At 55.0% G+C, this 23,841-nt stretch carries 25 protein-coding genes; 11 read left to right on the top strand and 14 right to left on the bottom strand.

Annotated features, from left to right (window positions below):
- Position 1 precedes the first annotated feature (1 nt).
- The 8 genes from F8562_RS19095 to F8562_RS19060 are packed head-to-tail and all read left to right on the top strand — an operon-like array spanning position 2 to position 8,254.
- Positions 2 to 1,219, top strand: coding sequence for a lipopolysaccharide biosynthesis protein (locus F8562_RS19095; protein WP_014837480.1), 1,218 nt, complete (start codon positions 2 to 4; stop codon positions 1,217 to 1,219).
- Entirely contained in the window at positions 1,210 to 2,592 is a 1,383-nt protein-coding gene (locus tag F8562_RS19090) for a hypothetical protein (RefSeq protein WP_014837479.1), read from the top strand. Before F8562_RS19095 ends, F8562_RS19090 begins: the two co-directional genes overlap by 10 nt.
- Entirely contained in the window at positions 2,585 to 3,610 is a 1,026-nt protein-coding gene (locus tag F8562_RS19085; RefSeq protein ID WP_014837478.1) for a glycosyltransferase, read from the top strand. The genes F8562_RS19090 and F8562_RS19085 overlap by 8 nt, the downstream gene beginning before the upstream one ends.
- Positions 3,591 to 4,805 carry a glycosyltransferase family 4 protein gene (locus F8562_RS19080; protein ID WP_014837477.1) on the top strand — a complete coding sequence of 405 codons (1,215 nt, stop codon included), beginning with the start codon at positions 3,591 to 3,593 and terminating at the stop codon, positions 4,803 to 4,805. The genes F8562_RS19085 and F8562_RS19080 overlap by 20 nt, the downstream gene beginning before the upstream one ends.
- A complete protein-coding gene (locus F8562_RS19075; protein WP_014228041.1) occupies positions 4,802 to 5,917 on the top strand; it encodes a glycosyltransferase family 4 protein in 1,116 nt (371 codons plus the stop codon). The genes F8562_RS19080 and F8562_RS19075 overlap by 4 nt, the downstream gene beginning before the upstream one ends.
- On the top strand, positions 5,914 to 6,324 hold the full coding sequence (locus F8562_RS19070) for a hypothetical protein (protein WP_014837476.1): 411 nt from the start codon (positions 5,914 to 5,916) through the stop codon (positions 6,322 to 6,324). The genes F8562_RS19075 and F8562_RS19070 overlap by 4 nt, the downstream gene beginning before the upstream one ends.
- 2 nt (positions 6,325 to 6,326) lie before the next feature.
- Entirely contained in the window at positions 6,327 to 7,745 is a 1,419-nt protein-coding gene (locus F8562_RS19065) for a DUF4832 domain-containing protein (protein ID WP_014837475.1), read from the top strand.
- Positions 7,746 to 7,747: 2 nt separating this feature from the next.
- Positions 7,748 to 8,254, top strand: coding sequence for a serine acetyltransferase (locus F8562_RS19060; protein WP_014228038.1), 507 nt, complete (start codon positions 7,748 to 7,750; stop codon positions 8,252 to 8,254).
- A gap of 82 nt (positions 8,255 to 8,336) precedes the next feature.
- Here the strand turns inward: F8562_RS19060 and crl are convergent, their stop codons facing one another.
- The 3 genes from crl to gpt form a co-directional block, all read right to left on the bottom strand.
- Positions 8,337 to 8,735 (bottom strand): sigma factor-binding protein Crl, encoded by a 399-nt coding sequence (gene crl / locus F8562_RS19055; protein ID WP_004847949.1) that lies wholly within the window; start codon positions 8,733 to 8,735, stop codon positions 8,337 to 8,339.
- Positions 8,736 to 8,792: 57 nt separating this feature from the next.
- Positions 8,793 to 10,037 (bottom strand): esterase FrsA, encoded by a 1,245-nt coding sequence (frsA, locus tag F8562_RS19050; RefSeq protein ID WP_094909181.1) that lies wholly within the window; start codon positions 10,035 to 10,037, stop codon positions 8,793 to 8,795.
- A 106-nt stretch (positions 10,038 to 10,143) separates the two neighbouring features.
- Positions 10,144 to 10,602, bottom strand: coding sequence for a xanthine phosphoribosyltransferase (gene gpt, locus F8562_RS19045; RefSeq protein WP_004129200.1), 459 nt, complete (start codon positions 10,600 to 10,602; stop codon positions 10,144 to 10,146).
- Between the two features lie 258 nt (positions 10,603 to 10,860).
- On the opposite strand from gpt, the gene pepD reads away from it, so the two are divergent.
- Positions 10,861 to 12,318 carry a cytosol nonspecific dipeptidase gene (gene pepD / locus F8562_RS19040; RefSeq protein WP_014837473.1) on the top strand — a complete coding sequence of 486 codons (1,458 nt, stop codon included), beginning with the start codon at positions 10,861 to 10,863 and terminating at the stop codon, positions 12,316 to 12,318.
- 102 nt (positions 12,319 to 12,420) lie between these two features.
- Here the strand turns inward: pepD and F8562_RS19035 are convergent, their stop codons facing one another.
- Both F8562_RS19035 and dinB read right to left on the bottom strand, forming a co-directional pair.
- Complete coding sequence (locus tag F8562_RS19035; RefSeq protein WP_042933994.1) at positions 12,421 to 12,885, bottom strand: GNAT family N-acetyltransferase; 465 nt, start codon at positions 12,883 to 12,885, stop codon at positions 12,421 to 12,423.
- 2 nt (positions 12,886 to 12,887) lie between these two features.
- Positions 12,888 to 13,943, bottom strand: coding sequence for a DNA polymerase IV (gene dinB / locus F8562_RS19030; protein WP_014837471.1), 1,056 nt, complete (start codon positions 13,941 to 13,943; stop codon positions 12,888 to 12,890).
- A 159-nt stretch (positions 13,944 to 14,102) separates the two neighbouring features.
- On the opposite strand from dinB, the gene F8562_RS19025 reads away from it, so the two are divergent.
- Positions 14,103 to 14,960: a glycerophosphodiester phosphodiesterase family protein gene (locus F8562_RS19025; RefSeq protein WP_014228033.1), complete on the top strand. Its 858-nt coding sequence runs from the start codon at positions 14,103 to 14,105 to the stop codon at positions 14,958 to 14,960.
- Between the two features lie 32 nt (positions 14,961 to 14,992).
- Here F8562_RS19025 and nqrM read toward each other — a convergent pair whose 3' ends face one another.
- From nqrM to F8562_RS18990, 7 genes are read right to left on the bottom strand one after another with little or no spacing between them, the layout of a single operon-like run.
- Positions 14,993 to 15,208, bottom strand: a complete 216-nt coding sequence (nqrM, locus tag F8562_RS19020; protein ID WP_004847934.1) for a (Na+)-NQR maturation NqrM — start codon at positions 15,206 to 15,208, stop codon at positions 14,993 to 14,995.
- A gap of 2 nt (positions 15,209 to 15,210) precedes the next feature.
- On the bottom strand, positions 15,211 to 16,434 hold the full coding sequence (nqrF, locus tag F8562_RS19015; RefSeq protein ID WP_004847931.1) for an NADH:ubiquinone reductase (Na(+)-transporting) subunit F: 1,224 nt from the start codon (positions 16,432 to 16,434) through the stop codon (positions 15,211 to 15,213).
- 11 nt (positions 16,435 to 16,445) lie between these two features.
- A complete protein-coding gene (nqrE, locus tag F8562_RS19010) occupies positions 16,446 to 17,042 on the bottom strand; it encodes an NADH:ubiquinone reductase (Na(+)-transporting) subunit E (RefSeq protein WP_004847929.1) in 597 nt (198 codons plus the stop codon).
- Between the two features lie 6 nt (positions 17,043 to 17,048).
- Entirely contained in the window at positions 17,049 to 17,687 is a 639-nt protein-coding gene (locus tag F8562_RS19005; RefSeq protein ID WP_004099162.1) for an NADH:ubiquinone reductase (Na(+)-transporting) subunit D, read from the bottom strand.
- On the bottom strand, positions 17,680 to 18,474 hold the full coding sequence (locus F8562_RS19000; protein ID WP_014837470.1) for a Na(+)-translocating NADH-quinone reductase subunit C: 795 nt from the start codon (positions 18,472 to 18,474) through the stop codon (positions 17,680 to 17,682). The genes F8562_RS19005 and F8562_RS19000 overlap by 8 nt, the downstream gene beginning before the upstream one ends.
- Positions 18,467 to 19,705 carry an NADH:ubiquinone reductase (Na(+)-transporting) subunit B gene (locus F8562_RS18995; protein ID WP_004847922.1) on the bottom strand — a complete coding sequence of 413 codons (1,239 nt, stop codon included), beginning with the start codon at positions 19,703 to 19,705 and terminating at the stop codon, positions 18,467 to 18,469. Before F8562_RS18995 ends, F8562_RS19000 begins: the two co-directional genes overlap by 8 nt.
- Positions 19,706 to 19,708: 3 nt before the next feature.
- Positions 19,709 to 21,052, bottom strand: coding sequence for a Na(+)-translocating NADH-quinone reductase subunit A (locus tag F8562_RS18990; protein ID WP_004847919.1), 1,344 nt, complete (start codon positions 21,050 to 21,052; stop codon positions 19,709 to 19,711).
- A gap of 413 nt (positions 21,053 to 21,465) precedes the next feature.
- On the opposite strand from F8562_RS18990, the gene dpaA reads away from it, so the two are divergent.
- Complete coding sequence (dpaA, locus tag F8562_RS18985; RefSeq protein WP_014228031.1) at positions 21,466 to 22,206, top strand: peptidoglycan meso-diaminopimelic acid protein amidase; 741 nt, start codon at positions 21,466 to 21,468, stop codon at positions 22,204 to 22,206.
- Here dpaA and F8562_RS18980 read toward each other — a convergent pair.
- Together F8562_RS18980 and lpcA are read right to left on the bottom strand one after the other, a co-directional pair.
- Positions 22,177 to 22,944 (bottom strand): class II glutamine amidotransferase, encoded by a 768-nt coding sequence (locus tag F8562_RS18980; protein WP_004847917.1) that lies wholly within the window; start codon positions 22,942 to 22,944, stop codon positions 22,177 to 22,179. The two genes, dpaA and F8562_RS18980, sit on opposite strands and share 30 nt — an antisense overlap.
- 149 nt (positions 22,945 to 23,093) lie before the next feature.
- A complete protein-coding gene (gene lpcA, locus F8562_RS18975; RefSeq protein WP_014837469.1) occupies positions 23,094 to 23,675 on the bottom strand; it encodes a D-sedoheptulose 7-phosphate isomerase in 582 nt (193 codons plus the stop codon).
- Positions 23,676 to 23,841 lie beyond the last annotated feature (166 nt).

Genomic DNA, 23,841 nt, shown 5'->3' with positions numbered 1-23,841 from the left:
TATGAACTTAATTAAGAGTATTTCTTCAATCGCCAGCTCCTCGGTCCTCTCGCAGGCGATCGGCGCTTTTTCCGTATGGCTGATTTCCCATCGCTACGGCATGGCGGAAGTCGGGCACTATGCGATGATCTACAGCAACGTGCTGATTGGCGCACAGGTTTGCACCTTTGCGTCGCAGCTGCTGATCCCGCGCCAGGAAGAGCATGAGCTGGGGCAGAACGTGGTGTTTTGCCTGCTGCAAAGCCTGCTTCTGGCGCTGCCGTGGGCGGTCATCACCGGACTGATATTCCATCTCAATATCGCGTTTCTCTACCTGCTCACCTTCGGCTATGCGCTGGTTTTGATCGCCGAGAACCTCTCGCTGCGCGGCGGTAACTATCAGTTCCTCACCTTCCAGCGTATCGCCGTGTCGCTGGTGGTGGCGATAGCTCTGCTGGCGATGCCGAATACCACGCTGTTCTATATTGCCTGGATGGCGGGCATTTTGCTGCTGCTCGGCCTCTGCCTGCTGCGTTTGTTTCGCTTCAGCACCCTGACGCCGGCGCATTTTTCACCGCGAGCGAACGGCCTTTTTGCGCGCCAGCACTGGCAGCACCTCAGCCGCGTCGGCAGCGCGGAAGTGCTGGCGATGGCCAGCAATAATCTGCCGACGATGTTGATAAATATCTGGTTTTCACCGCTGGTCGCGGGCTATTTCTCGGTGGTGAGCCGCTTCTGTTTATCACCGGTGATGATTGTCGGTAACGCGGTGCGCAACTCCATCTTTTCAAAATGGTCGATGGATTTTCGCAACGGCACCTTTAACTATCCGGAGTACAAAAAGATTCGCCTGCTGCTGATGGCCGCGGCGCTGATCTGTATCCTTGGGATCTGGATTTTCTATCCGCTGGCCATGCGCCTGGGCTTCAGTCAGGAGTGGCTCAATTCCATTCCGACCTCACGCTATATGCTGCCTTATCTGTTCGCCGCGCTGGCCGTCAGTCCGCTGACCGTTATTGAGCTTATCTTTGGTTCTAAACGCTATTTTTTACGCATTCAGATCGAGCAGCTGCTGATCATTATCGTCGCTTTTATCGCGCTGCCTGAATTGGGCCAGCGCTATGAGATAGCCCTCCTGACGTTCTCCGTGCTGACCAGCATTCGCTATCTGTTCATCCTGCTGAAAATGAACAAACGGGCGCTACAGATCTCCCGGCAGGAGCAGAAAATATGCAGCTAAACACCGGTCGCTATCTGGAGGTATTCGCGCTGACGACCATCGTCTTCTGCGGCACGATTCAGTATTTCACCGGCGTGGCAGCCGTGCTGTGGCTCCCCTTTTTCATGGTGCTGGTGATGGTGGTTTTGCTGATGATGCAAAGCCGTCCGCAGCCGCTGGCGCTTAGCGCGCGCGAGAAGGTGGTGCTGGCGCTGTATCTGACGTTTATCATCCTTAGCCTCTGCGCCACGGTTTTACAATCCGGCATCGTTACCGCCATCGTCGGCTTCAAAAACGAACTGGCCCTGTCGCTGGTGATGTTTTGCATGCTGCTCGGCATGTTTCGCGAGTCGCAGCTGCACCGCCTGACCCGGCTATTTTACTGGCTGTTCTACGTCCAGTTCCCGCTGGCTATCTATCAGGTGCTGGTGGTGGTGCCAAAACGCGTGGCTTTGCGCGGCGAGGATGAAAAGTGGGATTCGGTGGTCGGCACGTTTGGCGGCGACCCGATGGGCGGCGGCAATACCGCGGCTATGGGGATGTTCTGCCTGCTGATTATGCTGCTGAAGGTGTCCGAATTTAAGCACGGTATCTGCTCGTTCAAGTCGATGGCGGCGCATATCGTGCTGGCCTTTTTCCTCTGCGTGGTGGGCGAGGTAAAGTTCGTGATTCTGCTGTCGCCTTTCTTACTGGCGCTGCTGTGGATCATGCCCGCTTACGTCAGCGGCATCAGCAAAGTCACCCTGCGCTCGTTGATGATTATCGCCGCCGGAATGGTGGTGCTAATTTTTGCCGCTATCACCATTCTGGCGTCCAATTACTCGTCGGCCTTCGGCGGGGACCCGACCAAAAGCGCGCTCTCGGTATTTATCGATTCCCTCGGCTATATCTTTGATACCAATTACATTATGGAAAGCGGCGAGCTCGGCCGGTTTACCACTATTTTCTTCTGGCTCCAGCATAACGAGCTTTTTGGCCCCGGCGGGATGCTGTTTGGCTACGGTCTGAACGCCACCAACAGCGGCAGTACCGTCTCCCCCGGCTATATTGGCGCCTGGTATCATCTGATACTCGACTCCACCGCGCTGAGCATGATGCTGTGGGAAGTCGGTATTATCGGCGTGATCTTATTTATCGCCATGATTGCCGCTATTCTCATCGGCATGCGGCCCAAAGAGACCTTTTCCCGCTACGATCTCAAACGGGAAGATTTACAGCTGCTCAGCTCCGCGCCTGCGTTTTACGTCTTTGCCATTGGCTGTTTGCTCAGCCTTCCCTACAGCCAGATCCTGATGATCATTCCCATGCTACAGTTTTTATTATGGCTGGCCCTCGGGGCGCTTATTGTCATTCATCGTTCCGTCCGTCTGAACTCCGGTACCCAATATGAATAAAACGCCATCAATTACCGTCAGCATTAAGACCCTCAACGAAGCGCAGGGTATTGAAAAAACGATCGACAGCGTCCGCAAACAATTGCAGCCTTACCCGCATCAGATTATCGTCGCCGATAGCCTGTCCACCGACAATACCCGGGAGCTGGCCGTCGCCAAAGACGCGATGGTGGTCTGCCTCGATAACGCGAAAGATCGCTGCTGCGGCGTGGGCCACCAGCTGGGCTGGTTATTCAGCGAAGGGGACTATCTGCTGCTGCTTGACGGCGATATGGAGCTGGAGCCGGGTTTTCTCGACACCGCCGTGGCGTTTCTTGAAACGCATCCCGAATATGCGGGCGTGGCGGGCAGCGTCGAGATGGATGACGCCGCTAACTATGAGTTTAAATCGCGCAAGCAGCGTCTGCATCTTATCTATCCGCAGGGCGATACCGATCATCTTGGCGGCGGCGGCCTTTACCGCCGTTCGGCAATCGAGAAAATTGGCTATCTGACCAATCTTAACCTTCACGGTTATGAAGAAGCCGAATTGGGGATCCGTTTACAGGCCGCGGGCTATAAACTCCACCGCCTCGCCGCACCCTATTTTAGCCATGCGTCCTATACTATGCCGACGTTCAAAATGCTGACCTATCGCTGGAAGAACGGTTTTTTATGGGCGCCGGGTGAGCTATTACGCAACTGCTGGGGGAAAAAGCATTTCCCCGCCGCGCTTAAGATTGTTCGCAACGAACTGATATTCACGCTGTATATCCTGGTATTGATTATTTGCCTCCTGTCGTTCAATCCCGGGGTGATTATTATCGCCCTGCTTCCGCTGCTGGCGTTTATCGCGCTGAAGGCGATTAAAAATAAGTCGCTGCGGGACGGCGTTCAGAGCGTGATCAACTTATCGTTATTTTCCGCAGGTATGGTGCGAGGCGTCATTAACCCCGTTCGCGATCCGCTGAAACAACCCGCCGTGACCGTCTCCAACCCAAAACATATCCAGACAGAACATGAAAATATTATTCGTTAATAAATTCTTTTTTATTAAGGGCGGAGCGGAAACCGTTTTTTTCCAGGAGCGAGACGCCATGCTGCAAGCGGGCTATCAGGTTGTCGACTTCAGCATGCAGCATGCGGAAAATAAGCCTTCGCCCTGGGAAAGCTTCTTCGTACATAACGTGGATTATCATCAAAGCCACGGGCTGACGGGCAAGCTCAAAGCGGGCATCAACTTTATCTACAACGCTGAGGCCTGCAATAAACTCAACACCCTGCTGCTGGAGCAGCGCCCGGATATTGTGCACTTTCATAATATCTACCACCAGCTGACGCCCGCATTGATTGGCGTCGCTAAGCGCTTTGGCTGCAAAACCGTACTGACGGCGCACGATTATAAAATCGTCTGCCCATCGTACACCATGCTACGCGATGGCCACGTCTGCGATGACTGTCTTACCGGTTCGGTGAGCAATGCCTTTCGCCATCGTTGCCAGCAGGGCGATACCTTTAAAAGCCTGCTGCTCTCGCTTGAGGCCTACTGGCAAAAGTTCGCGCAAAATTACGCCATGCTCGATTGCATTATCGCTCCCAGCGAATTTATGCGTCAGACGCTGCTGCGTAAATTACCCAGGTCGCGGATCGATGTGATCGTCAACGGTATTGATGCCAGCACCACGATCCCGGGCGATACGGCGGGAGATTATTTCCTCTATATCGGCCGCTTGAGCCGTGAGAAAGGCGTCGCCACCCTGGCGCTGGCGCAGCAAAAAATGCAGCAGTCCATGCCGCTGAAAATCGTCGGCGATGGCCCTCTCGGCAGCGACCTGCGTGCCCGCTTTAGCGGTCCGGAATTTCTCGGCTATATGCGCCACGGAGACGCGCTCAACGCGTTGATTCGCGGCGCGCGGGCGGTGATCGTCCCTTCCGAATATTATGAAAACTGCTCGATGTCGGTGCTGGAGGCCATGGCGTTCGGTCGCCCCGTCGTCGGCGGCAATATCGGCGGCATTCCGGAGCAAATTCGCGATGGCATTGATGGCTATCTGGTGGAACCCGGGGATGCCGACGCGCTGGCGCGCATCATGGATAGCCTGGCCGTCAATCCGCAGCAGGCGCGTGAAATGGGCATCAACGCACGCCAGCGTTTAGAGGAGAAATACGATCTCGCCCGGCATATGCAGGTTCTGCAGGAACTCTATCAGCAGCTCGTGGGGGAAGCGAAATGAAGCTCAAAGTGACGGTGCTTGGCACCCGCGGTATTCCGAACGTCCAGGGCGGCGTTGAGACCCACTGCCAGAATCTCTATCCGGAAATCTATCACCAGAATCACGCCGATATCTGCGTCATTGCCCGCTCACCGTACGTGGACTATCGCCGTAGCGAATATAAAGGCGTGCGGTTGAAAAGCCTGTGGGCGCCCAAAAGCCGTAAATTCGAAGCCATTATTCACTCTACGCTGGCCGCCTTCAGCACCCTGTTTGACGGCTCAAATGTGGTTCACGTTCACGCGGTCGGCCCTGGCCTGGTGGTCCCGCTGCTGCGCCTGCTCGGCAAACGCGTCGTTTTTACCCACCACGGCCCGGACTACGATCGCCAGAAGTGGGGCAAAATGGCGAAAGAGATGCTGCGCCTCGGTGAGAAATGGGCGGTGAAATATGCCAACGAGGTTATTGTTATCTCGGAAGTGATTAATACGCTGATTAAGACCAAACACGGCCGTACTAACGCTAACGTGATCTATAACGGCGTGCGCCAACCGCAGCTTCCCGCCGAAGAGACGCGACGGGCCACGCTGAATCAGTATTCGCTGGAAGCCGGGCAATACGTTGTCGCCGTCGCCCGTTTTGTGGAAGAAAAAGGGCTGCACGATCTGCTTGCCGCCTACAAAGCCTCGAACTGTTCGCTGCCGCTGGTGCTGATTGGCGATGCCGACCATCCCGATGAGTACAGCGAGCGGCTGAAGAAGCAGGCGGCCGAAACCCCGGGAGCGATCATGACCGGTTTTATTAGCGGCGATCCGCTGCACACTTTGTTCTCACAGGCCGGGCTTTTTGTTCTACCGTCTTATCACGAAGGGCTGCCCATTGCCCTGCTGGAGGCCATGTCCTGGTCACTGCCGGTTATCGTCAGCGATATCCCGGCCAACCTCGAGATTGGCCTGCCTGCCGAGGTCTATTTTCCGACGGGCAATGTCGCCGCGCTGGCGCAAAAGCTCCAGTCCTGGCGCGGCGAGGAGACCGCGGATTACAGCCAACTGATGCCCAAATACCGCTGGCCGGACATTGCGGCAAAAACCGCTCAGGTCTATCAGCGTTTAACGAATAAGAGTCAACCGTGACTAAATCAACATCCGACCTGGTCGTCGAGCGCTTTTATTCCGCGCTTGACCCGGAAACAGAAACCTCACTCACGCCGGAGCAAAAGCGCGGTATTGAACAGGCGCTGGTGAGATCGAGCCTGGCCTCGCGCCATCGCATCGATTTTCGCCACAGTTTTCCTTTTCTGCATCGCCGCTATTTCGTGGTCTTTTTATGCGGCCGCGATCTACGCAAAATTCCGCGAGAGAGTACGCTGCTCGGGCGTATATTCTCCACCCTGGCGATTACCATCGCCGTGCTGTTCGCCATTCTTGCGGTGCTGCTGGCGCTCTATATGCTGAAATCCGCGCTGGGTATCGATATGTTTAAAAACTTCCACGTCGGTATCTGGACGTGGTTTGTGAACCTCCACGATAAAGTGAATTAACGATGAGCTCTTTTTCGCTGCGCCGCGCCGCGCTGCTTGTGGCGCTACTGCTGGCCGGAGTCATACCCTCAGCGGCAGTGCTGGCTGAACGCACGGTTATCACCCCGCCGGCCTTTACCGGTCTGTTAACGAACCCAGGGATCGGCGTGGCCAGTTTCCACGATGGTTATGGCCAGAAGCCTTCTCTGAAAGAGTATCCGGACACCGGGTTTGAATACGATCGCTTTTACTGGAGCGATCTGGAGCCTGAAGAAGGCGTCTATGATTTTGCGCCGATCGATCGTGCTTTCAGCGTCGCCGCCCGGCATCAGCCGGCGATGAACGTCGGATTGCGTTTCATGGCGCTCGATGAACCGCAATCGGGCTCGAAAATCCCCGCCTGGCTTATCAAAAAAGGCATTCAGGGACAATGGGTCGAAAATGGCAAAACCTTTGTGCCGGACCTCAGCGATCCGACCTTTATCGCCTATGCGCAAAAGCTGCTTAACGCCCTCGGCGCGCGTTATGACGGCAATCCGAACCTCGCGTTTGTCGATATCGGCATGGTGGGTTCGTGGGGGGAATGGCACAACTCCAATTTCCCTGACGTTGCGCCGTTGCTGGAAAAGTACGCTCCGGAGCAGCTCAATCGCTACGTTGATATGCACTTCAGCAGCTTCCCGAAAACGCCCAAAATCATGTTAATCAGCGGCGGTAATTCGCTGGTCTGGGCCAGCCAAAAAGGCGCGGGGTGGCGTGCGGATTGCTGGGGAGACTGGCATAACTTTTCCGCAGAGTGGAGCCATATGCGCGATGATTATCCTCAACGCCTGGCCGCGGCGCAGACGGCGTGGTCCGGGTTTAATGATAGCTGGCAGCACGCCCCCGTTAGCCTGGAAATTTGCGGTTATATGGCGGAGTGGGAAAGCGTGCAGCACTATACCCGCGAAGAGGTCCAGGCAAGCTTCGACTGGGCATTAGCGCAGCACGCCAGTACCCTGAATCTGAAATCGCGTCCGGTGCCGGCAGCGTATCGCGATATCGTTGATAGCGCGTTATTGCGAATCGGCTACCGCTACCGGGTGGGTCAGCTGGAATGGGATACGCCCGTACGCAGCGGCATGCCGCTTACGCTAAACGTCACCTGGCGTAACGACGGCGTCGCGCCAGCCTATCTCCCGTACCTTGTGCAATGGCGGATAGTCAATGACGCCGGAACGACCGTTACGCAAATCAAAACGGCGGATGACGTTCGCCAGTGGCTGCCCGGCGATCATCACAGCAGCGCTACGCTGCCGCTGCCTGCCGGACTCCCGGGCGGCCAATATCGTCTGGAAGCGGCCTTGACCAATTATCAGGGCCAGCCGCGTATTCAACTCGCTAACGAAGGTAAAACCGGTGATGGATGGTATTCACTGGCTTCGTTTAACCTTAAGGAATAACCATGTTTGAGGCTATCAGGCTGGTCGCCCGGGAAATCAAATCCTGCGGCGGCATAAAAGCGAAAATCGCGGTTCTGCTTTATCGTCTGGCGACGCTCTATCGCAGCCGTAATCCTCTGTGGAAGATCTGCGGTATCCCCTTCGTTATTCTCAATATCGTGATTAACGAGTGTTTATTTTGCATTGAGCTGCCGTGGCGAGCGCGCATTGGCTATGGGCTGAAGCTGTATCATCCGCACTGCATCGTGATTAATCGGGGAACGGTCATCGGCCAGAACTGCACCCTGCGCCAGGGCGTCACGATTGGCAGCGTGACCGACAGTCAGGGCCGTGAGGGCGACAGCCCGCGCATCGGCGATAACGTCGAATTTGGCGCCCACGCCGTGGTGATTGGCGCGGTCACGCTGGGCGACAACGTCAAGGTTGGGGCAGGCACGGTGGTGACCAAAGATCTGGCCGCAGGAATGATTGCCGTCGGTCAACCCTGTCGGGTATTAAACGGTATTTAGCGCGGGTTTGCCTGGGAAGGAAACCCGCGCTGGTCGAAACGCGGGTTTTATTGCGAGCAGGATGACAGCCGCTGACCGGAACTCAGGCTCTCAGCTTAACCGGTTCGCTAAAATCATCGGCGGGCTCCAGCTTAAGACTGAACGTCGCCAGCAACGCTTCGGCTCGTTCGTGAAAACCACGTAGCGTCTTTTCAAGCTTTTCAGTGACTTCAGGATCGTCAATCGCGACCGGACGCCAGACGCCCTCTTTGTCGAACAATCCAAACTGATAGCTATAGGTGAAGCGCGATTCCTGCGCTTCCATCTCCATCCACCATCCCCAGAACTCGCGTTTTTCAGGCGCTGGTTTTACGTTGACGCAAACAGCCAGGCAATCGAAAAAGAAGCGGTTGTCTTCACATTGCTCCTCACGGATGTAAGGGCCAAGCGCCGTGAATTTCTTAATCAGCTTACTCTTCAGGTGTCCACTCGGTAACGTCATTGCGATCTCCTTTAGTGATGCCATGACGTTACCAAATCGATAGAATTTAGCAATATATTAACTAAATCTATGGCTAATCCAGCGGGCGATCTGCCGCAGCGCGTGATCGAAATTGCGATAGACCGGATTGAACGGGATCTCCAGCAGCTTGCCATCGGATGATGATGAAGTAATCAGCCGCGACTCCTCCTCCGGGCTGAACGGATCGTCTTTCCAGAAGCCTGAGAGCATCGGCGTGGGGCAGCGGCGCCCCAGCAGCCCCTGAACCTTCAGGGAATAGCGGTTAAGCTCAACGCGCAGCGCGTCGTCGGAAGCGTCATGCATCCCCAGCCGCGAAGCCAGAACGTCAAGATACATCTCCGGCACCCGCCCCTGATGCAGCGGGTCCACCAGCAGGCCGTGTACCACCGGCCCCAGGCAGGCCACCGCCTTCAGGCGCTGGGACTCAAGATAGCCCAGCCGCACGGCGATATTCGCGCCGAAACGGAAACCAAAGGCGGCCACGCGGGTATGATCGACCCAGGGCACATTAGCCAGATGCTGCAGCACATACTGGTGCAGCAGACTGGTATCCTGGGTCAGCTTGCATTTTGAGGAGAAACCGATGGAAGGCATATCCACGGTCAGCATAGCGATACCCAACGGCGCAAAATAGTTTTCATACAGGTTGTAATAGTCGGTCTGTAGCGCGTCAAGCCCGCCGCACATCAGTACCGTCGGGAACGGCCCATCGCCTGGCGGCATATGCAGGAAACCGGTGATCAGCGCGGCGCCGGGGATAGAGAACTCCAGCTCTCGCAGCTTGCCGGGCAAGCGCTGAGCGGCTTCTTCATAAGCCCGGTATGCCAGCACCTGCGCCTGTTCCGCCAGCTCGTCGCCCTTGATGTGCGGATAGGCGGCAATGCTGTAAAGGTTTGCCGCATGGAGCCAGTGACGACCACTCACGAGCAGATTCGCTTCCTGACCGGCCTTCTGCTGCCAGTCCATCGCCTGTTTGGCCCATTCAAAGATCCAGTTGCCGCCGCGATAGCCAACGACCGTATCGTAAAGCTCCGGGTCGGTTCGCTCGGCATCGCTCATGACGATGCGCGCCTGCACGTCGAGGATTTCCTGCGGCGTCACGCCACGCCAGATCCACATCAGGCGGTTAATCAATCGATACCAGTGATCAACGTGATTACCGCTGAGCGCAGACTGGATCGGTTGCTGCGCTCCGGTATTAAACCGACGCACCAGCGTGGAGGTTTCCGGATGTTTGAATCGGGGTTTAAACAGCGTTTCGCTAAGGTTAGCCTGGGACATGTGCAGCCTCCATCATGTTGCCACTGAAGCTATTGTAACCTGCGCAAGGGTAAAAAAAACCACGCCCGGCAAAACCGGGCGTGGTAATTAGCATTTATGCTGGAAATTAACGACCTGCGATAGGCGGTACGAACACCACGCCCATATCCCACGGCTGTTCAATCCAGGTATCCTGGGGAATATCAACAACATAATCATCAACCAGCGGGCGACCGGCCGGTTTTGCGAAGATAGTGACAAAATGTGCTTTCGGATACATTTCGCGGATGGCTACGGCGGTACCGCCAGTGTCGACGAGGTCATCGATCACGATAAAGCCTTCGCCATCGCCTTCCGCACGTTTCAGCACGGTCAGTTCACGCTGATTATCGTGGTCATAGCTTGAGATGCAAACGGTATCAACATGACGAATACCCAGTTCACGCGCCAGTAGTGCTCCCGGTACCAGACCGCCGCGGCTAACGGCAATAATGCCTTTCCACTGTTCAACCGGCAGCAGGCGAGTTGCCAGCTTGCGGGCGTGAATCTGCAACATGTCCCAGGTGACGACGTATTTTTCGCTCATGTGAAGTGTCCCAGCCTGTTTAATACGGCTTAAATAATGTTCGAGGGGGAAAATGGTTGCGCGAGATTATAGAGATCTGACGCGCTAAAAACCAGCGTTAAGCGGCCACGACGACTCTTTTTACGTGGTTTACACTACCAGAGTACACGGAAAGTGGTATTCTCAACCCCATCGCGCAAGCCCGGGCTTGTAGTGTATTTGATTGCTAACCCCTCGATCTGCAAACGACTTTTGCAGGTGATTGTAAGGAGACTTATCGTGTCTGAACTGTCTCAATTATCCCCGCAGCCGCTGTGGGATATTTTTGCCAAAATCTGCTCTATTCCTCACCCCTCCTATCACGAAGAACAGCTCGCTGAGCACATCATGGGCTGGGCAAAAGAAAAAGGCTTACACGCGGAACGCGACCAGGTTGGCAACATTCTGATTCGTAAAGGCGCGACTGCCGGTATGGAAAACCGCAAACCGGTTGTGCTGCAGGCGCACCTCGATATGGTGCCGCAGAAAAACAACGATACCGTTCATGACTTCGCTAAGGACCCGATTCAGCCGTACATCGACGGCGAGTGGGTCAAAGCGCGCGGCACCACCCTGGGCGCCGACAACGGTATCGGCATGGCTTCCGCGCTGGCGGTACTGGCTGACGACAACGTGGTTCACGGCCCGCTGGAAGTGCTGCTGACCATGACGGAAGAAGCCGGTATGGACGGCGCGTTTGGCCTGCAGGCCAACTGGCTGCAGGCGGATATCCTGATCAACACCGACTCCGAAGAAGAAGGTGAGATTTACATGGGCTGCGCGGGGGGTATCGACTTCACCTCTGATCTGGCGCTGACCCGTGAAGCCGTTCCGGCCGGTTTCCAGAGCTTTAAGCTGACCCTTAAAGGACTCAAAGGCGGCCACTCCGGCGGCGAGATCCACGTTGGTTTAGGTAATGCCAACAAGCTGCTGGCACGCTTCCTCGCAGGCCATGCTGAAGAGCTGGATCTGCGCCTGGTCGATTTCAACGGCGGCACCCTGCGCAACGCGATCCCGCGTGAAGCGTTCGCGACAGTCGCCGTGGCCGCGGATAAAGCGGACGCGCTGAAAGCGCTGGCTAATGAATACCAGGCGATCCTGAAAAACGAGCTGGCGGCCAAAGAGAAAAACCTGACTGTGCTGCTGGAGTCGGTTGCTAACGAGCAGCCTGCGCTGACGGCCCAATCTCGTGATACCTTTGTGCGTCTGCTGAACGCCACGCCAAACGGCGTCATCCGCAACTCTGATGTGGCAAAAGGCGTGGTGGAAACCTCACTGAACGTCGGCGTGGTGACCATGACCAGCGACAACGTGCAGATTCACTGCCTGATTCGCTCGCTGATCGACAGCGGCAAAGATTATGTCGTGAGCATGCTGGATTCGCTGGGTAAGCTGGCCGGTGCGAAAACCGAAGCGAAAGGCGCCTACCCGGGCTGGCAGCCGGACGCCAACTCGCCGGTGATGCATCTGGTGCGTGAAACCTATCAGCGTCTGTTCAACAAGACGCCGAACATCCAGATTATCCACGCGGGCCTGGAGTGCGGTCTGTTCAAAAAACCGTATCCGGATATGGACATGGTTTCTATCGGGCCAACCATCACCGGTCCTCACTCCCCGGATGAGCAGGTTCATATCGAAAGCGTGGGCCAGTACTGGACGCTGTTGACTGAACTGCTGAAATCCATTCCGGCGAAGTAAGACAATACTGGCCCACTCCGCAGAGAGTGGGCCTTTTCTTTATAAAATGACCGAGCGAAAGCACGCCGTGCCGATTGTGGTAACTGCATCCGGGCATACCTGTCACGCGCTGTATGTGGGGTCGATTTGCCGCCGCATCAAATAATTAAGAAATCGTTCTCCCCGCGCCGTCACTTCCTGTGGCTGAATAACCGTGAAGCCGTGACGCGCAAAAAAGGGCTTTGCCGTAATACTGGCCTCTACCGTATAAGCGCGCTCAGGAAGCTGCCTCAATAGCGTATTGAGCAGCGCGCTGGCGACGCCCTTGCGGCTATAGTCGGGAGAGACAAATAGTAAATCGATATAGTCATCCACGGCGGTAATAAACCCGACCGGCGAGGCATCATTTATTGCCACCAGTACGCGTGACGCCGCAAGTTTTTGCCGCCAGCGGGCTTCATCAACCTGCGCCCAGGCGGCAATTTGCCGGGGGGAATAGTCAGCGCTGGCGGTCTCTTTAACGGCGCGTAAAAATAGTGCGCATAGCGCCGGAAAATCCCCCTCTTCGTACATTCTTATCGTTAACATTGTTACAATCCCAAAACGAGTTGCCGCTCCAGCTGCGGATCAAGCAGCGTCACGTGCAGCCCCACCAGCCTGACTCCCCGACCTCCGCGCCGCTCGTGCCAGGCTTTGTACGCGGTAGAAATCAAATCATCTTTATTCAGCCGGGGCCAGACATGTTCCTGGGTGGTGAGCTGAAAATCATTAAACTTCAGCTTGACCCCCTGACGGGCAATCAGCAAATCCGGTTTAACCTTCGCCAGTCGCCGTTCCAGCTCCGGGTAGAGGTTCTCAATAATCGATTCACACTCCGCCCATTCGTGGATATCTTCTATCAGGGTTCGTTCAACGCCCACCGATTTGCGCTGGCGCTCGCTGCTGATTTCTCGTTCATCAATCCCCAGGCTGCGTTCCCACAGTATCCGCCCAAATTTACCAAAGCGCTTGAGCAGCATCGCCAGATCGCTGTTCTGCACATCTTCACAGGTCCTCAGCCCCATGCTCTCGAGCTTCGCGGCGGAAACCTTGCCGACACCCGGGATCTTCGATAGCGGCAACGTTTTGACAAACTCCGCGACCTGATGCGGCGCAATAACAAACTGACCATTGGGTTTATTCAGATCCGAGGCGATTTTTGCGAGAAATTTTACCGGCGCAATTCCTGCGGAGGCGGTCAAATTTAGCTCACGATGAATGGTCTCGCGGATCTCCTGCGCCATCAGCGTCGCCGACCCCTGACAATGAACGCTGTCGCTAACGTCGAGATAGGCTTCATCCAGCGATAATGGTTCGATTAACGAGGTATAGCGGGAAAAAATTTCCCGGATATGGTTCGACGCCTCTTTATAGGCGTCAAAGCGGCCGGGAAGCAGCGTCAGGTGGGGGCAAAGTTTGAGCGCGGTGGCGGTTGGCATGGCGCTGCGCACGCCGAATTTACGCGCCGGATAGTTAGCCGTACTGATAACACCGCGCTGCACCCGACTGCCGCCAATGGCAATAGGGATGTCGCGCAGTGCCGGGTTGTCACGCATTTCCACCGCCGCGAAGAAGCAGTCCATATCAACGTGGATGATTTTACGCATAGCCAAACCTTAGACTGTACATGCATACAGTATAGCAAAATACGGCGAAATTTAATCTTTTTAAATCCACTATCCTGAAAAACGTGCTACAACATAAAATTGCAATAAATATAAGTTACTTTTCATATAGTTATATGAGCATATAAGGTGAATGCAATCATGAAATCAATACTTACTGCGCTTGGTTTGCTTATTGCCAGCAGCGCCTGCGCCGCGCCGCAGCTCATTGCGCATCGGGGAGGCACCGGCGATGCGCCGGAAAATACCCTTCCGGCGATAAAACTTGCGCTGGAGAATAAGGCCGAGGCGATTTGGATAACGGTACAATTAAGCCAGGATGGCGTTCCGGTCTTATATCGCCCGAGCGATCTGTCCGCGCTGACTGACCATACGGGGAAAATCTCAAGCTTCAGCGCTGCCGAGCTGACCCGTATGGACGCGGGATGGACATGGGGCGGTGAAACTCACCCCTGGCGCGGTAAAAACGCAACCATTCCAACGCTGCAATCGGTACTGGAACAGTGGCCGCAGACCTTCTTTTACATCGATATCAAATCGCCTGATGCAGATCCGGCCATCATGGCGGCGCGTCTTAGCGAAGTACTGCAAAAAACCAATAGCCTCTCGCGCGTACGGGTGTATTCAACGGAAGACCGCTATATCGCGGCGCTGCCAGCATCAATCCCCCATTTCGTCAGCCGGGGCGAAACGCGAACGAAGCTGGCTAATATTTCACTTAGCCACCAGTGCCAGCCAACCGCGGCGTCGGGCAATGAATACTGGTACGGTCTGGAGCTGAAACGCAAGGTAGAAGTAGTGGAGAAGTTCACGCTGGGCGAAGGCGTATCGCCAGCCACGCTCACCTGGGATAAAGAAGCTATGGATTGTTTCCGCTCACAGGGCAAAGCCCATATTGTCTTCTTCGGCATTAATAGTGCCGATGATTTTCGTACCGCAAGCGAGCTTGGCGCCGACGGCGTAATGGTAGACTCGCCGGCGAAAGCGAAAGCCTGGTAAATCAAAAAAGGCCGCACGGTGCGGCCTGCTGTTTATAGGATGCGATCCTGCTTGCGCTGCGCTTCGCGAGCCAGGCGTTTTTTGCGCGCATCGCAGGGCTCGGGACAGTCGCAGACCTTTTCCATACCCAGCGATGAGATCCCGCCGCAGCTGCCCTGAATACTTTTGCGCTTGATCAGATAACCAAGCGACATTCCCAGGATAACCAGCGCGAAAATCACGAAGGTCGCGACAAATACCGTCAGCATCATCAGCCTCCAAAATCGTCCAGCATGATGTTTTCATCCTCAACGCCGAGATCTTTAAGCATTTTAATGACCGCGGCGTTCATCACCGGCGGCCCGCACATGTAGAATTCACAATCTTCCGGCGCCGGGTGATCGCGCAGATAGTTTTCATACAGAACGTTATGAATAAAGCCGGTATGGCCGGTCCAGTTATCTTCCGGCTGCGGATCGGAGAGCGCCACGTGGAAGGTAAAATTCGGGTTTTCCCGCGCCAGCTGCTCGAATTCGTCATCATAGAACATTTCTCGCAGAGAGCGCGCACCGTACCAGAAGCTGATTTTACGTTTGCTGTGCAGCCGCTTAAGCTGGTCGAAAATATGCGAGCGCATCGGCGCCATCCCCGCTCCGCCGCCGATAAAGACCATCTCAGCGTCCGTTTCTTTGGCAAAAAATTCCCCAAACGGCCCGGAAATCGTCACTTTATCGCCCGGCTTCAGCGACCAGATATAGGAGGACATGATCCCCGGAGGCGCATCAGGTACCTGCGGCGGCGGCGTTGCAATACGCACGTTGAGCATGATGATACCCTTCTCTTCCGGATAGTTAGCCATGGAGTAGGCGCGTAGCGTTGGCTCTTTCACGTCAGAGACGTAGCGGAAAAGGTTAAATTTATCCCAGTCGCCGCGATACTCGTCCGGAACGTCAAAATCGGCATAGGCAACCTTGTGCGAGGGGCATTCGATCTGAATATACCCGCCGGCCCGGAACGGAACCGCGTCACCGTCCGGCACGCGTAGCTTCAGCTCCTTGATAAAAGTGGCTTTGTTATCGTTCGAGATAACTTCACACTCCCACTTCTTAACGCCAAAAATCTCCTCCGGCAGCTCAATTTTCATGTTCTGCTTCACCGCGACCTGGCAGGCCAGACGGCAGCCCTCTCTCGCCTCACGCTTGGTGATATGAGACAGTTCGGTAGGCAGAATATCACCGCCGCCCTCTTTCACCGTCACCCGGCACTGGCCGCAGGAGCCGCCGCCGCCGCAGGCGGATGAAACAAAGATACCGTTGCTGGAGAGCGTATTCAGCAGCTTGTCGCCGGCCGGAGTACGAATTTGTTTATCCGCTTCGTTATTGATTTCAATGACCACGTCGCCCGCATTCACTAATTTCGAACGCGCGGCCAGTATCAGCCCCGATAGTACCAGGACGATCAGCGTGAACATCACTACGCCAAGAATTATTTCCATACTTTCCGCCCTTATAGCTGCACACCGGAGAATGACATAAAGCCCAGCGCCATCAGACCCGTGGTAATAAAGGTGATCCCTAACCCGCGCAGACCCGCAGGCACGTTTGCGTATTTCATTTTTTCACGAATGCCCGCCATCGCCACAATTGCCAGCAGCCAGCCGATGCCGGAGCCAAAGCCGTAAACGATGGATTCGGTGAAGTTATAGTCACGCTGCACCATGAAGGAGACGCCGCCAAAGATCGCACAGTTGACGGCGATCAGCGGCAGGAAGATCCCCAGCGCGTTATAGAGCGTCGGGAAGTACTTATCGAGGATCATCTCCAGGATTTGCACCAGCGCGGCAATCACGCCAATAAAGGTGATAAAGTTCAGAAAGCTTAAGTCGACACCTTCAACCAGCGCACCGTCGCGCAGCACCAGGTTATACACCAGATTATTGATCGGCACCGCCAGCCCAAGTACGACCGTTACCGCCACGCCGAGTCCGAAAGCGGTCGAGACCTTTTTCGATACCGCGAGGAAAGTACACATCCCAAGAAAGAAGGCCAGCGCCATATTTTCAACAAACACGGCGCGAACAAACAGGCTAATATAATGAGCCATAATCGGTTACTCCTTTTCCTGCTGTTCAGGCTTCCAGCTGCGCACCGCCCAAATCAACAAACCGATAATGAAGAACGCACTGGGCGCCAGAAGAAACAGACCATTTGGCTGGTACCAGCCGCCGTTCTGCACCGTTTCCAGCACGGTAATACCGAATAGCTTACCACTGCCGATCAGCTCTCTCAGGAAACCGACGATGATTAGGATCGCCCCGTATCCCAGGCCGTTGCCAATACCGTCCATAAAGCTCGCCAACGGCGGCGACTTCATGGCATAGGCTTCGGCGCGCCCCATCACGATACAGTTAGTGATGATCAAACCGACGAAAACCGAAAGCTGTTTCGAGATCTCATAGGCAAACGCGCGTAGCACCTGATCGACGACGATAACCAACGAAGCGATAATCGCCATCTGTACAATGATGCGCACGCTATTCGGAATGTGGTGGCGAATCATGGAGATAAACATGCTGGAGAATGCCGTAACCAGCGTCACCGCAATGGTCATTACAAAAGCGGTCTCCAGCTTGGTGGTCACCGCCAGCGCGGAGCAGACGCCCAGAACCTGCAGAGTGATAGGGTTATTAGCGATAAGCGGCCCCACCAGCACGCGCTTCATTTCTTTCATGTCGCCCAAATCAGCCATTATTCAGCTCCCCTTCACGCACCTTTTGCAGGAATGGGCCAAAGCCCAGTTTGCCCATCCAGAAATCAAAGCTATGCTGCACGCCGTTTGACGTCAGCGTTGCGCCCGACAGGCCATCAACGGCGTGCAGGTCGCCAGGACGCGCGCCGCCTTTGACGATTCTCAGCGCAGGCATCCCTTTATCATCAAGCACTTGTTTACCGACGAACTGCTGGCGCCAGTTGGGATTTTCAATTTCCCCGCCCAGCCCCGGCGTTTCACCGTGATCGTAATAGGTGATCCCTTTGACCGTGCGGCCATCGGTTTCCAGCGCAACAAAAGCGTACATCACCGACCACAGGCCGTTACCGTAAATTGGCAGTACCACTTCCTGAATCTGCTGCTTTTCATCGCGCACCAGGTAAATTTCGGCAATATTACTGCGGCGTTTGATACCGGCAGGATCCTGGCTCGCCTCCAGCTGTAGGCTCTGCTGAGGGTCTTTCAGGGCCTGGGCCTGATTAAACTTGCCCGGATCTTTATCCAGCAGCTCACCGCTGGCTAAATCGACTAAACGCGGAGAGATATGGGCCTTAAAAATGTCAGCCACTTCATCTGCGCTCATTCCCTGCTTCATCAGACCGGCAACCGCCAGGATATTGCGCTGTTTATCGAGAGCGCGCTGCTCCTGCTGGCGCGATTTTAGCCCCACGGCAGAACTGGCGACCACGATTGAGCAGACCAGACAAAGCACCAGCACCACCAGCAGCGTTTTGCCGATGCTATCGTTACTTTTATTCTCAGCCACGCGATTTCCTCCGCTTAATATTGGCCCGCACCACCAGGTAATCAAACAGCGGCGCGAAGAGGTTGGCGAAGAGGATCGCCAGCATCATCCCTTCCGGATAGGCCGGGTTGACCACGCGAATCAGGACGCACATCACGCCGATCAGCAGGCCATAGCTCCATTTACCTTTATCCGTAAACGACGCGGACACCGGGTCCGTCGCCATAAACATCATGCCGAAAGCAAAACCGCCGAGCACCAGATGCCAGTACCACGGCATGGCAAACATCGGGTTGGTATCAGAGCCTATAAAGTTAAACAGCGTCGCGGTGGCCACCATGCCGATGAAAACCCCTGCGACAATGCGCCACGAGGCCACGCGACCAAAAATGATGATGGCGCCGCCGATGAGAATCATCAGCGTCGAGACTTCGCCAATCGACCCCGGGATATTGCCGAGGAAGGCGTCCATCCAGCTTACCGGCTGGCCGGTAGAGACGTTAACCAGCGATTCACCGCCGCCGCTTGCCCACTGGGATAACGGCGTCGCGCCGGAGAAACCATCCGCCGCAGTCCACACCAGGTCGCCGGAAATTTGCGCCGGCCAGGCAAAGAATAAAAACGCGCGCCCCGCCAGCGCCGGGTTGAGAAAGTTACGCCCGGTTCCGCCAAAAATCTCCTTGGCCATGACGACGCCGAAGGTAATCCCGAACGCGGCCTGCCATAGCGGCAGCGATGGCGGCACAATCAGCGCGAACAGAATTGACGTCACGAAGAAGCCTTCGTTTATTTCGTGCTTGCGCACGATAGCAAACAAGACTTCCCAGAACCCGCCGACAAGAAACACGGTGATGTAGATAGGCAGGAAAAATACGGCCCCCAGGGTCATCATACTGAGCCAACCGGCGTCAGCGGTGAAGTTCACCCCCAACCACTGCGCGATGCTGTAGTGCCAGTTCCCGGCGATAACCTGCTGCAGCTGCTCAGCGCCGTATAATTTATGCAGTGCCGGAATGGTCTGCAGGCCAACGTTATACATTCCCCAGAACATCGCCGGGAAAACGGCGAACCACACCAGAATCATCATCCGCTTGAGATCGATGGCGTCTCTGACGTGCGCCGCGCCGCGCGTGACCTGCCCGGGGGTGTAGAACAGCGTCGCCGTCGCTTCAAACAGCGGATAGTATTTTTCCAGCTTGCCGCCGTGCGTAAAGTGCGGCTCAATTTTGTCAAACAGTTGCTTTAAGCCCATCACTTATCCTTCCTGCTCTATCTGGGTTAACACGCTGCGCAATGCCGGGCCATATTCGTACTTGCCGGGACATACGTAGGTGCAAAGCGCCAGGTCTTCTTCATCCAGTTCCAGACAGCCCAGCGCCTGCGCGCTGTCGGTATCCCCCGCCAGCAAATCACGCAGCAGCATGGTGGGCAGAATATCCAGCGGCATCACTCGCTCATAGTTGCCAATCGGCACCATAGCCCGCTCGCCGCCGTTGGTATCCGTCGAGAAATTAAATAGCTTACGCTTCATAAAATGGCCGAGCGTGGTGCGGGTGATGGAAAATTTATCTTTCCCGGGCATTACCCAGCCGAACAGCTCTTTCTCACGCCCCTCTTTTACGACGCTTATCTGTAAATGAAAGCGGCCAAGAAAAGCATGGGGCCCTTGAGCGTGCGTTCCGCTGAGGACTGAACCAGAAATAACGCGGTTTTCATCATCCAGAAGTTCATCTGCCAGCAGTTCATCAAGGCTGGCGCCAGAGCAGGTCTTTAATAAACGAGGCTCTTTCACCTGCGGGCCGCCGAGCGCAACAATGCGTTCGCTAGACAACTCCCCTTCAAGGAACAATTTGCCAACGGCGATAACGTCCTGATAGTTAAGATGCCAGACCTGCTTTTTCAGGCTAACCGGCTCGAGAAAATGGATATGGGTCCCGACCAGCCCGGCCGGATGCGGCCCGGCAAACTGGTTGAAGGTCACCTGGCCCACGGGATGCCCGCCAAGCTTGCCACCGCTGGCCTGGCAGACGTGGACCTTACCGTCGGTCAACCGCGTCAACAGGGTTAAGCCCGCGTCAAAAGCCTCGCGCTGGGCCAGAATGATTGGCTGAGGATCTGCCGCCAGTGGATTCGTATCTATGGCGGTGACAAATATGGCCGCTGGAACGCTGCCCGGCGCAGGTATTTTGCTGAAAGGGCGGGTGCGAAACGCCGTCCACATCCCCGACTCCACCAGCTGCTGCTGCACGGCCTCGCGCGTCAACGCGGCAAGATCGGCTAATTCATAGCGGGGAAAATGAACGGCATCATCGCCATCTACGTCAATAACGACCGATTGCAGAACCCGCCGTTCGCCGCGATGAATGGCGCTGATGGTTCCACTCGCAGGGGCAGTAAATCGCACGCCAGGATTTCTTTTATCTTCGAACAGAAGCTGACCTTTTTGTACCCGGTCTCCTTCACGCACCGCCATCGAGGGGCGCATACCGATGTACTCTTCACCCAACAGCGCAACGCGCTTGACCGCAGTCTTCGAAGAAATCTGCTGTGATGGCATGCCAGCTATGGGCAAATTTAGCCCTTTCGTGATTTTAATCATATCGTTAGCAGGTATCCGTTACGTAAACCCCGGCATCAGGCCGAGGCCAGCATAATTAATGGAAAATAAGAGGAAGAAAGGAACATCGTAGTCCTGGTGATTCACAAGACGGGAGAGAAGCATCCTTTCTTACCCTGAGTATTTAGCGGAGCAAGTGTAACATTTCGTGAGCAGCGCCTGTAGACAAACTGCCATTAAGTCGTTCTAAAATGCGAGCTATTACGCAAAGTTCTGACTGCGCTTTACCTGAATATTCGCTATAACGGAAAACTAAAACGTAAACGTGGCACGTCGTGCTTGCGAAAAAATGCCGTGATGCTAATGTGAGCGCTCTAAAACCAGAAAACTCTGATTTCGGGTCTCTCTTGCCGTCCTGGCAATGTGGTTATTTGTTTTATCAAGGAACAAGTAGTATGCGCAAAATCGCATTATTTATTGCGATGCTTCTGTTGCCGTGCGTTTCATTCGCAGGGCTACTTAGCAGTAACAGCTCGACAACGCCGATGAGCAAAGAGTATAAGCAGCAGCTCATGGGTTCGCCGGTCTACATTGAGATCTTCAAAGAAGAGCGCATGCTCGATCTTTACGTCAAGATGGGCGAAACCTACCAGCTTCTCGACAGCTACCGAATCTGTAACTACTCCGGCGGGCTCGGTCCAAAGCAGCGCCAGGGCGATTTCAAGAGTCCCGAAGGTTTCTATAACGTTTCCCGCAATCAGCTAAAACCCGACAGCCGTTTCTACAAAGCGATCAATATCGGTTTCCCGAACGCCTACGATCGCGCGCATGGCTATGAAGGAAAGTATCTGATGATTCACGGTGCCTGCGTATCCGTTGGCTGTTACGCCATGACCGATACCGGCATTGATGAAATCTTCCAGTTCGTCACCGGCGCGTTAGTCTTCGGCCAGCCCAATGTTCAGGTGAGCATTTATCCTTTCCGCATGACCGATGCCAACATGGCCCGTCACAAATTTTCCTACTTCGCGGATTTCTGGCAGCAGCTGAAACCCGGGTACGACTACTTCCGGCAGACGCATAAGCCGCCGGTGGTTTCGGTAGCCAATGGCCGCTACGTGGTGAGCAAACCGCTCAGCCACGAAGTTGTGCAGCCGCAGCTCGCGTCAAACTACTCGGTCCCCGAGGCAAAATAACGCCCACTCGCCTGGCATAATTTTATTCCAGGTTTCGTTGCCGGTAAGCGGCTGAGTGGCGATAACGGAGACCACATCATTCGGTGTGGTCTCGCGTTGAAAGTCAATTTCTACATCCTGATCCAGCAGCGTCGCTACGCCAAACGGCGCCCTTCGCGTAATCCAGTATAAATTCGTCGAGCAAAACGCCATCACGTAGCGCCCGTCGGAGAGCAGCATGTTAAACACGCCTTTTTCACGCAGCGCTCCGGCAAGCGTGGCGATAAATCTGAATACCTCAACCATATCGCCCGGCATTTCCGGATAGCGCTCGGTGATGCTGTGCAGCAGCCAGCAGAAGGCCTTTTCGCTGTCGGTCTCCCCGATAGGATGCAGACTTCCCGTCTCAAGGCTCTCATACCCCTCCAGTTGACCGTTATGGGCGTAGGTCCAGTTGCGCCCCCATAGCTCCCGGGTAAAGGGGTGAGTGTTTTCCAGCGCAACGATACCCCGGTTGGCCTGGCGAATATGGGCGATGACCGAGCAGGACTTGATAGGATATTCCTGCACCAGCTTTGCTATGGGCGACTGGAAGCTAGGCTGCGGATCTTTAAATGTGCGACAGCCCTTACCTTCATAAAACGTAATGCCCCAGCCGTCTTTATGTGGCCCGGTTCCGCCACCGCGCTGCACCAGCCCGGTGAAACTGAAGCAAATATCTGTGGGCACATTCGCGCTCATCCCGAGCAATTCGCACATAGATCACCTCATACCACTTACTGAAACATAAAAGGCGTTATTGGTGCAGCCAGTTTGGACACGGCCAGCGCGCAGAAACCGGAGCGTACTTCATGTACGTGAGGATCTTGAGCACTGCCCGGGTTCAAAATGGCTAACAAAATAGCCTTTTAAGCTTTAACCATCTCTTTTTCGATCAGCATAATCAGGATATGAATCACTTTAATATGGATTTCCTGAATACGGTCGGCGTAGCCAAAATGCGGTACGCGAATTTCTACATCCGCTGACCCCGCCATTTTACCGCCATCTTTCCCGGTCAGAGTAATCACTTTCATCCCCCGGGCGCGGGCGGCTTCAATCGCTTTGATAACATTACCTGAGTTACCGGAAGTAGAGATCCCCAGTAATACGTCGCCTGCACGACCCACTGATTCTACATAGCGAGAGAAAACATATTCATAGCCGAAATCATTGCTGACGCAAGAGAGATGGCTCACGTCGGAAATCGCAATGGCCGGATAGCCGGGGCGATTTTCACGATAGCGCCCGGTCAGTTCTTCCGCAAAATGCATCGCATCGCAGTGCGAACCGCCGTTACCGCAGGAAAGGACTTTGCCGCCAGCTTTAAAGCTATCCGCCAGCAGCACCGCAGCACGCTGAATCGCGTGAATGTTGGCTTCGTCCTGCAGAAAGTTAGCCAGCGTTTCAGCGGCTTCATTCAGTTCGTTACGAATAAGATCCTGGTACATGAGGATAATCCTTCAGTATTTGTGGGATAACCCAGGCAGTTTACCGGATAGCCGACGCAGCGAGAAGCAGCACGCGATGCAATCCCCTGTGCTTTTGATTTTATGTGCCGCATTTCCGTACAACAATGTGAGCAAGGTTGTAATTATTTTGTAAACACATTGCTAA

Source organism: Klebsiella sp. RCJ4, from assembly GCF_009025755.1.
GTDB lineage: Bacteria > Pseudomonadota > Gammaproteobacteria > Enterobacterales > Enterobacteriaceae > Klebsiella > Klebsiella michiganensis.
The sequence above is the reverse complement of the archived record's forward strand: the minus strand, read 5'-3'. Positions and strand labels throughout refer to the sequence as shown.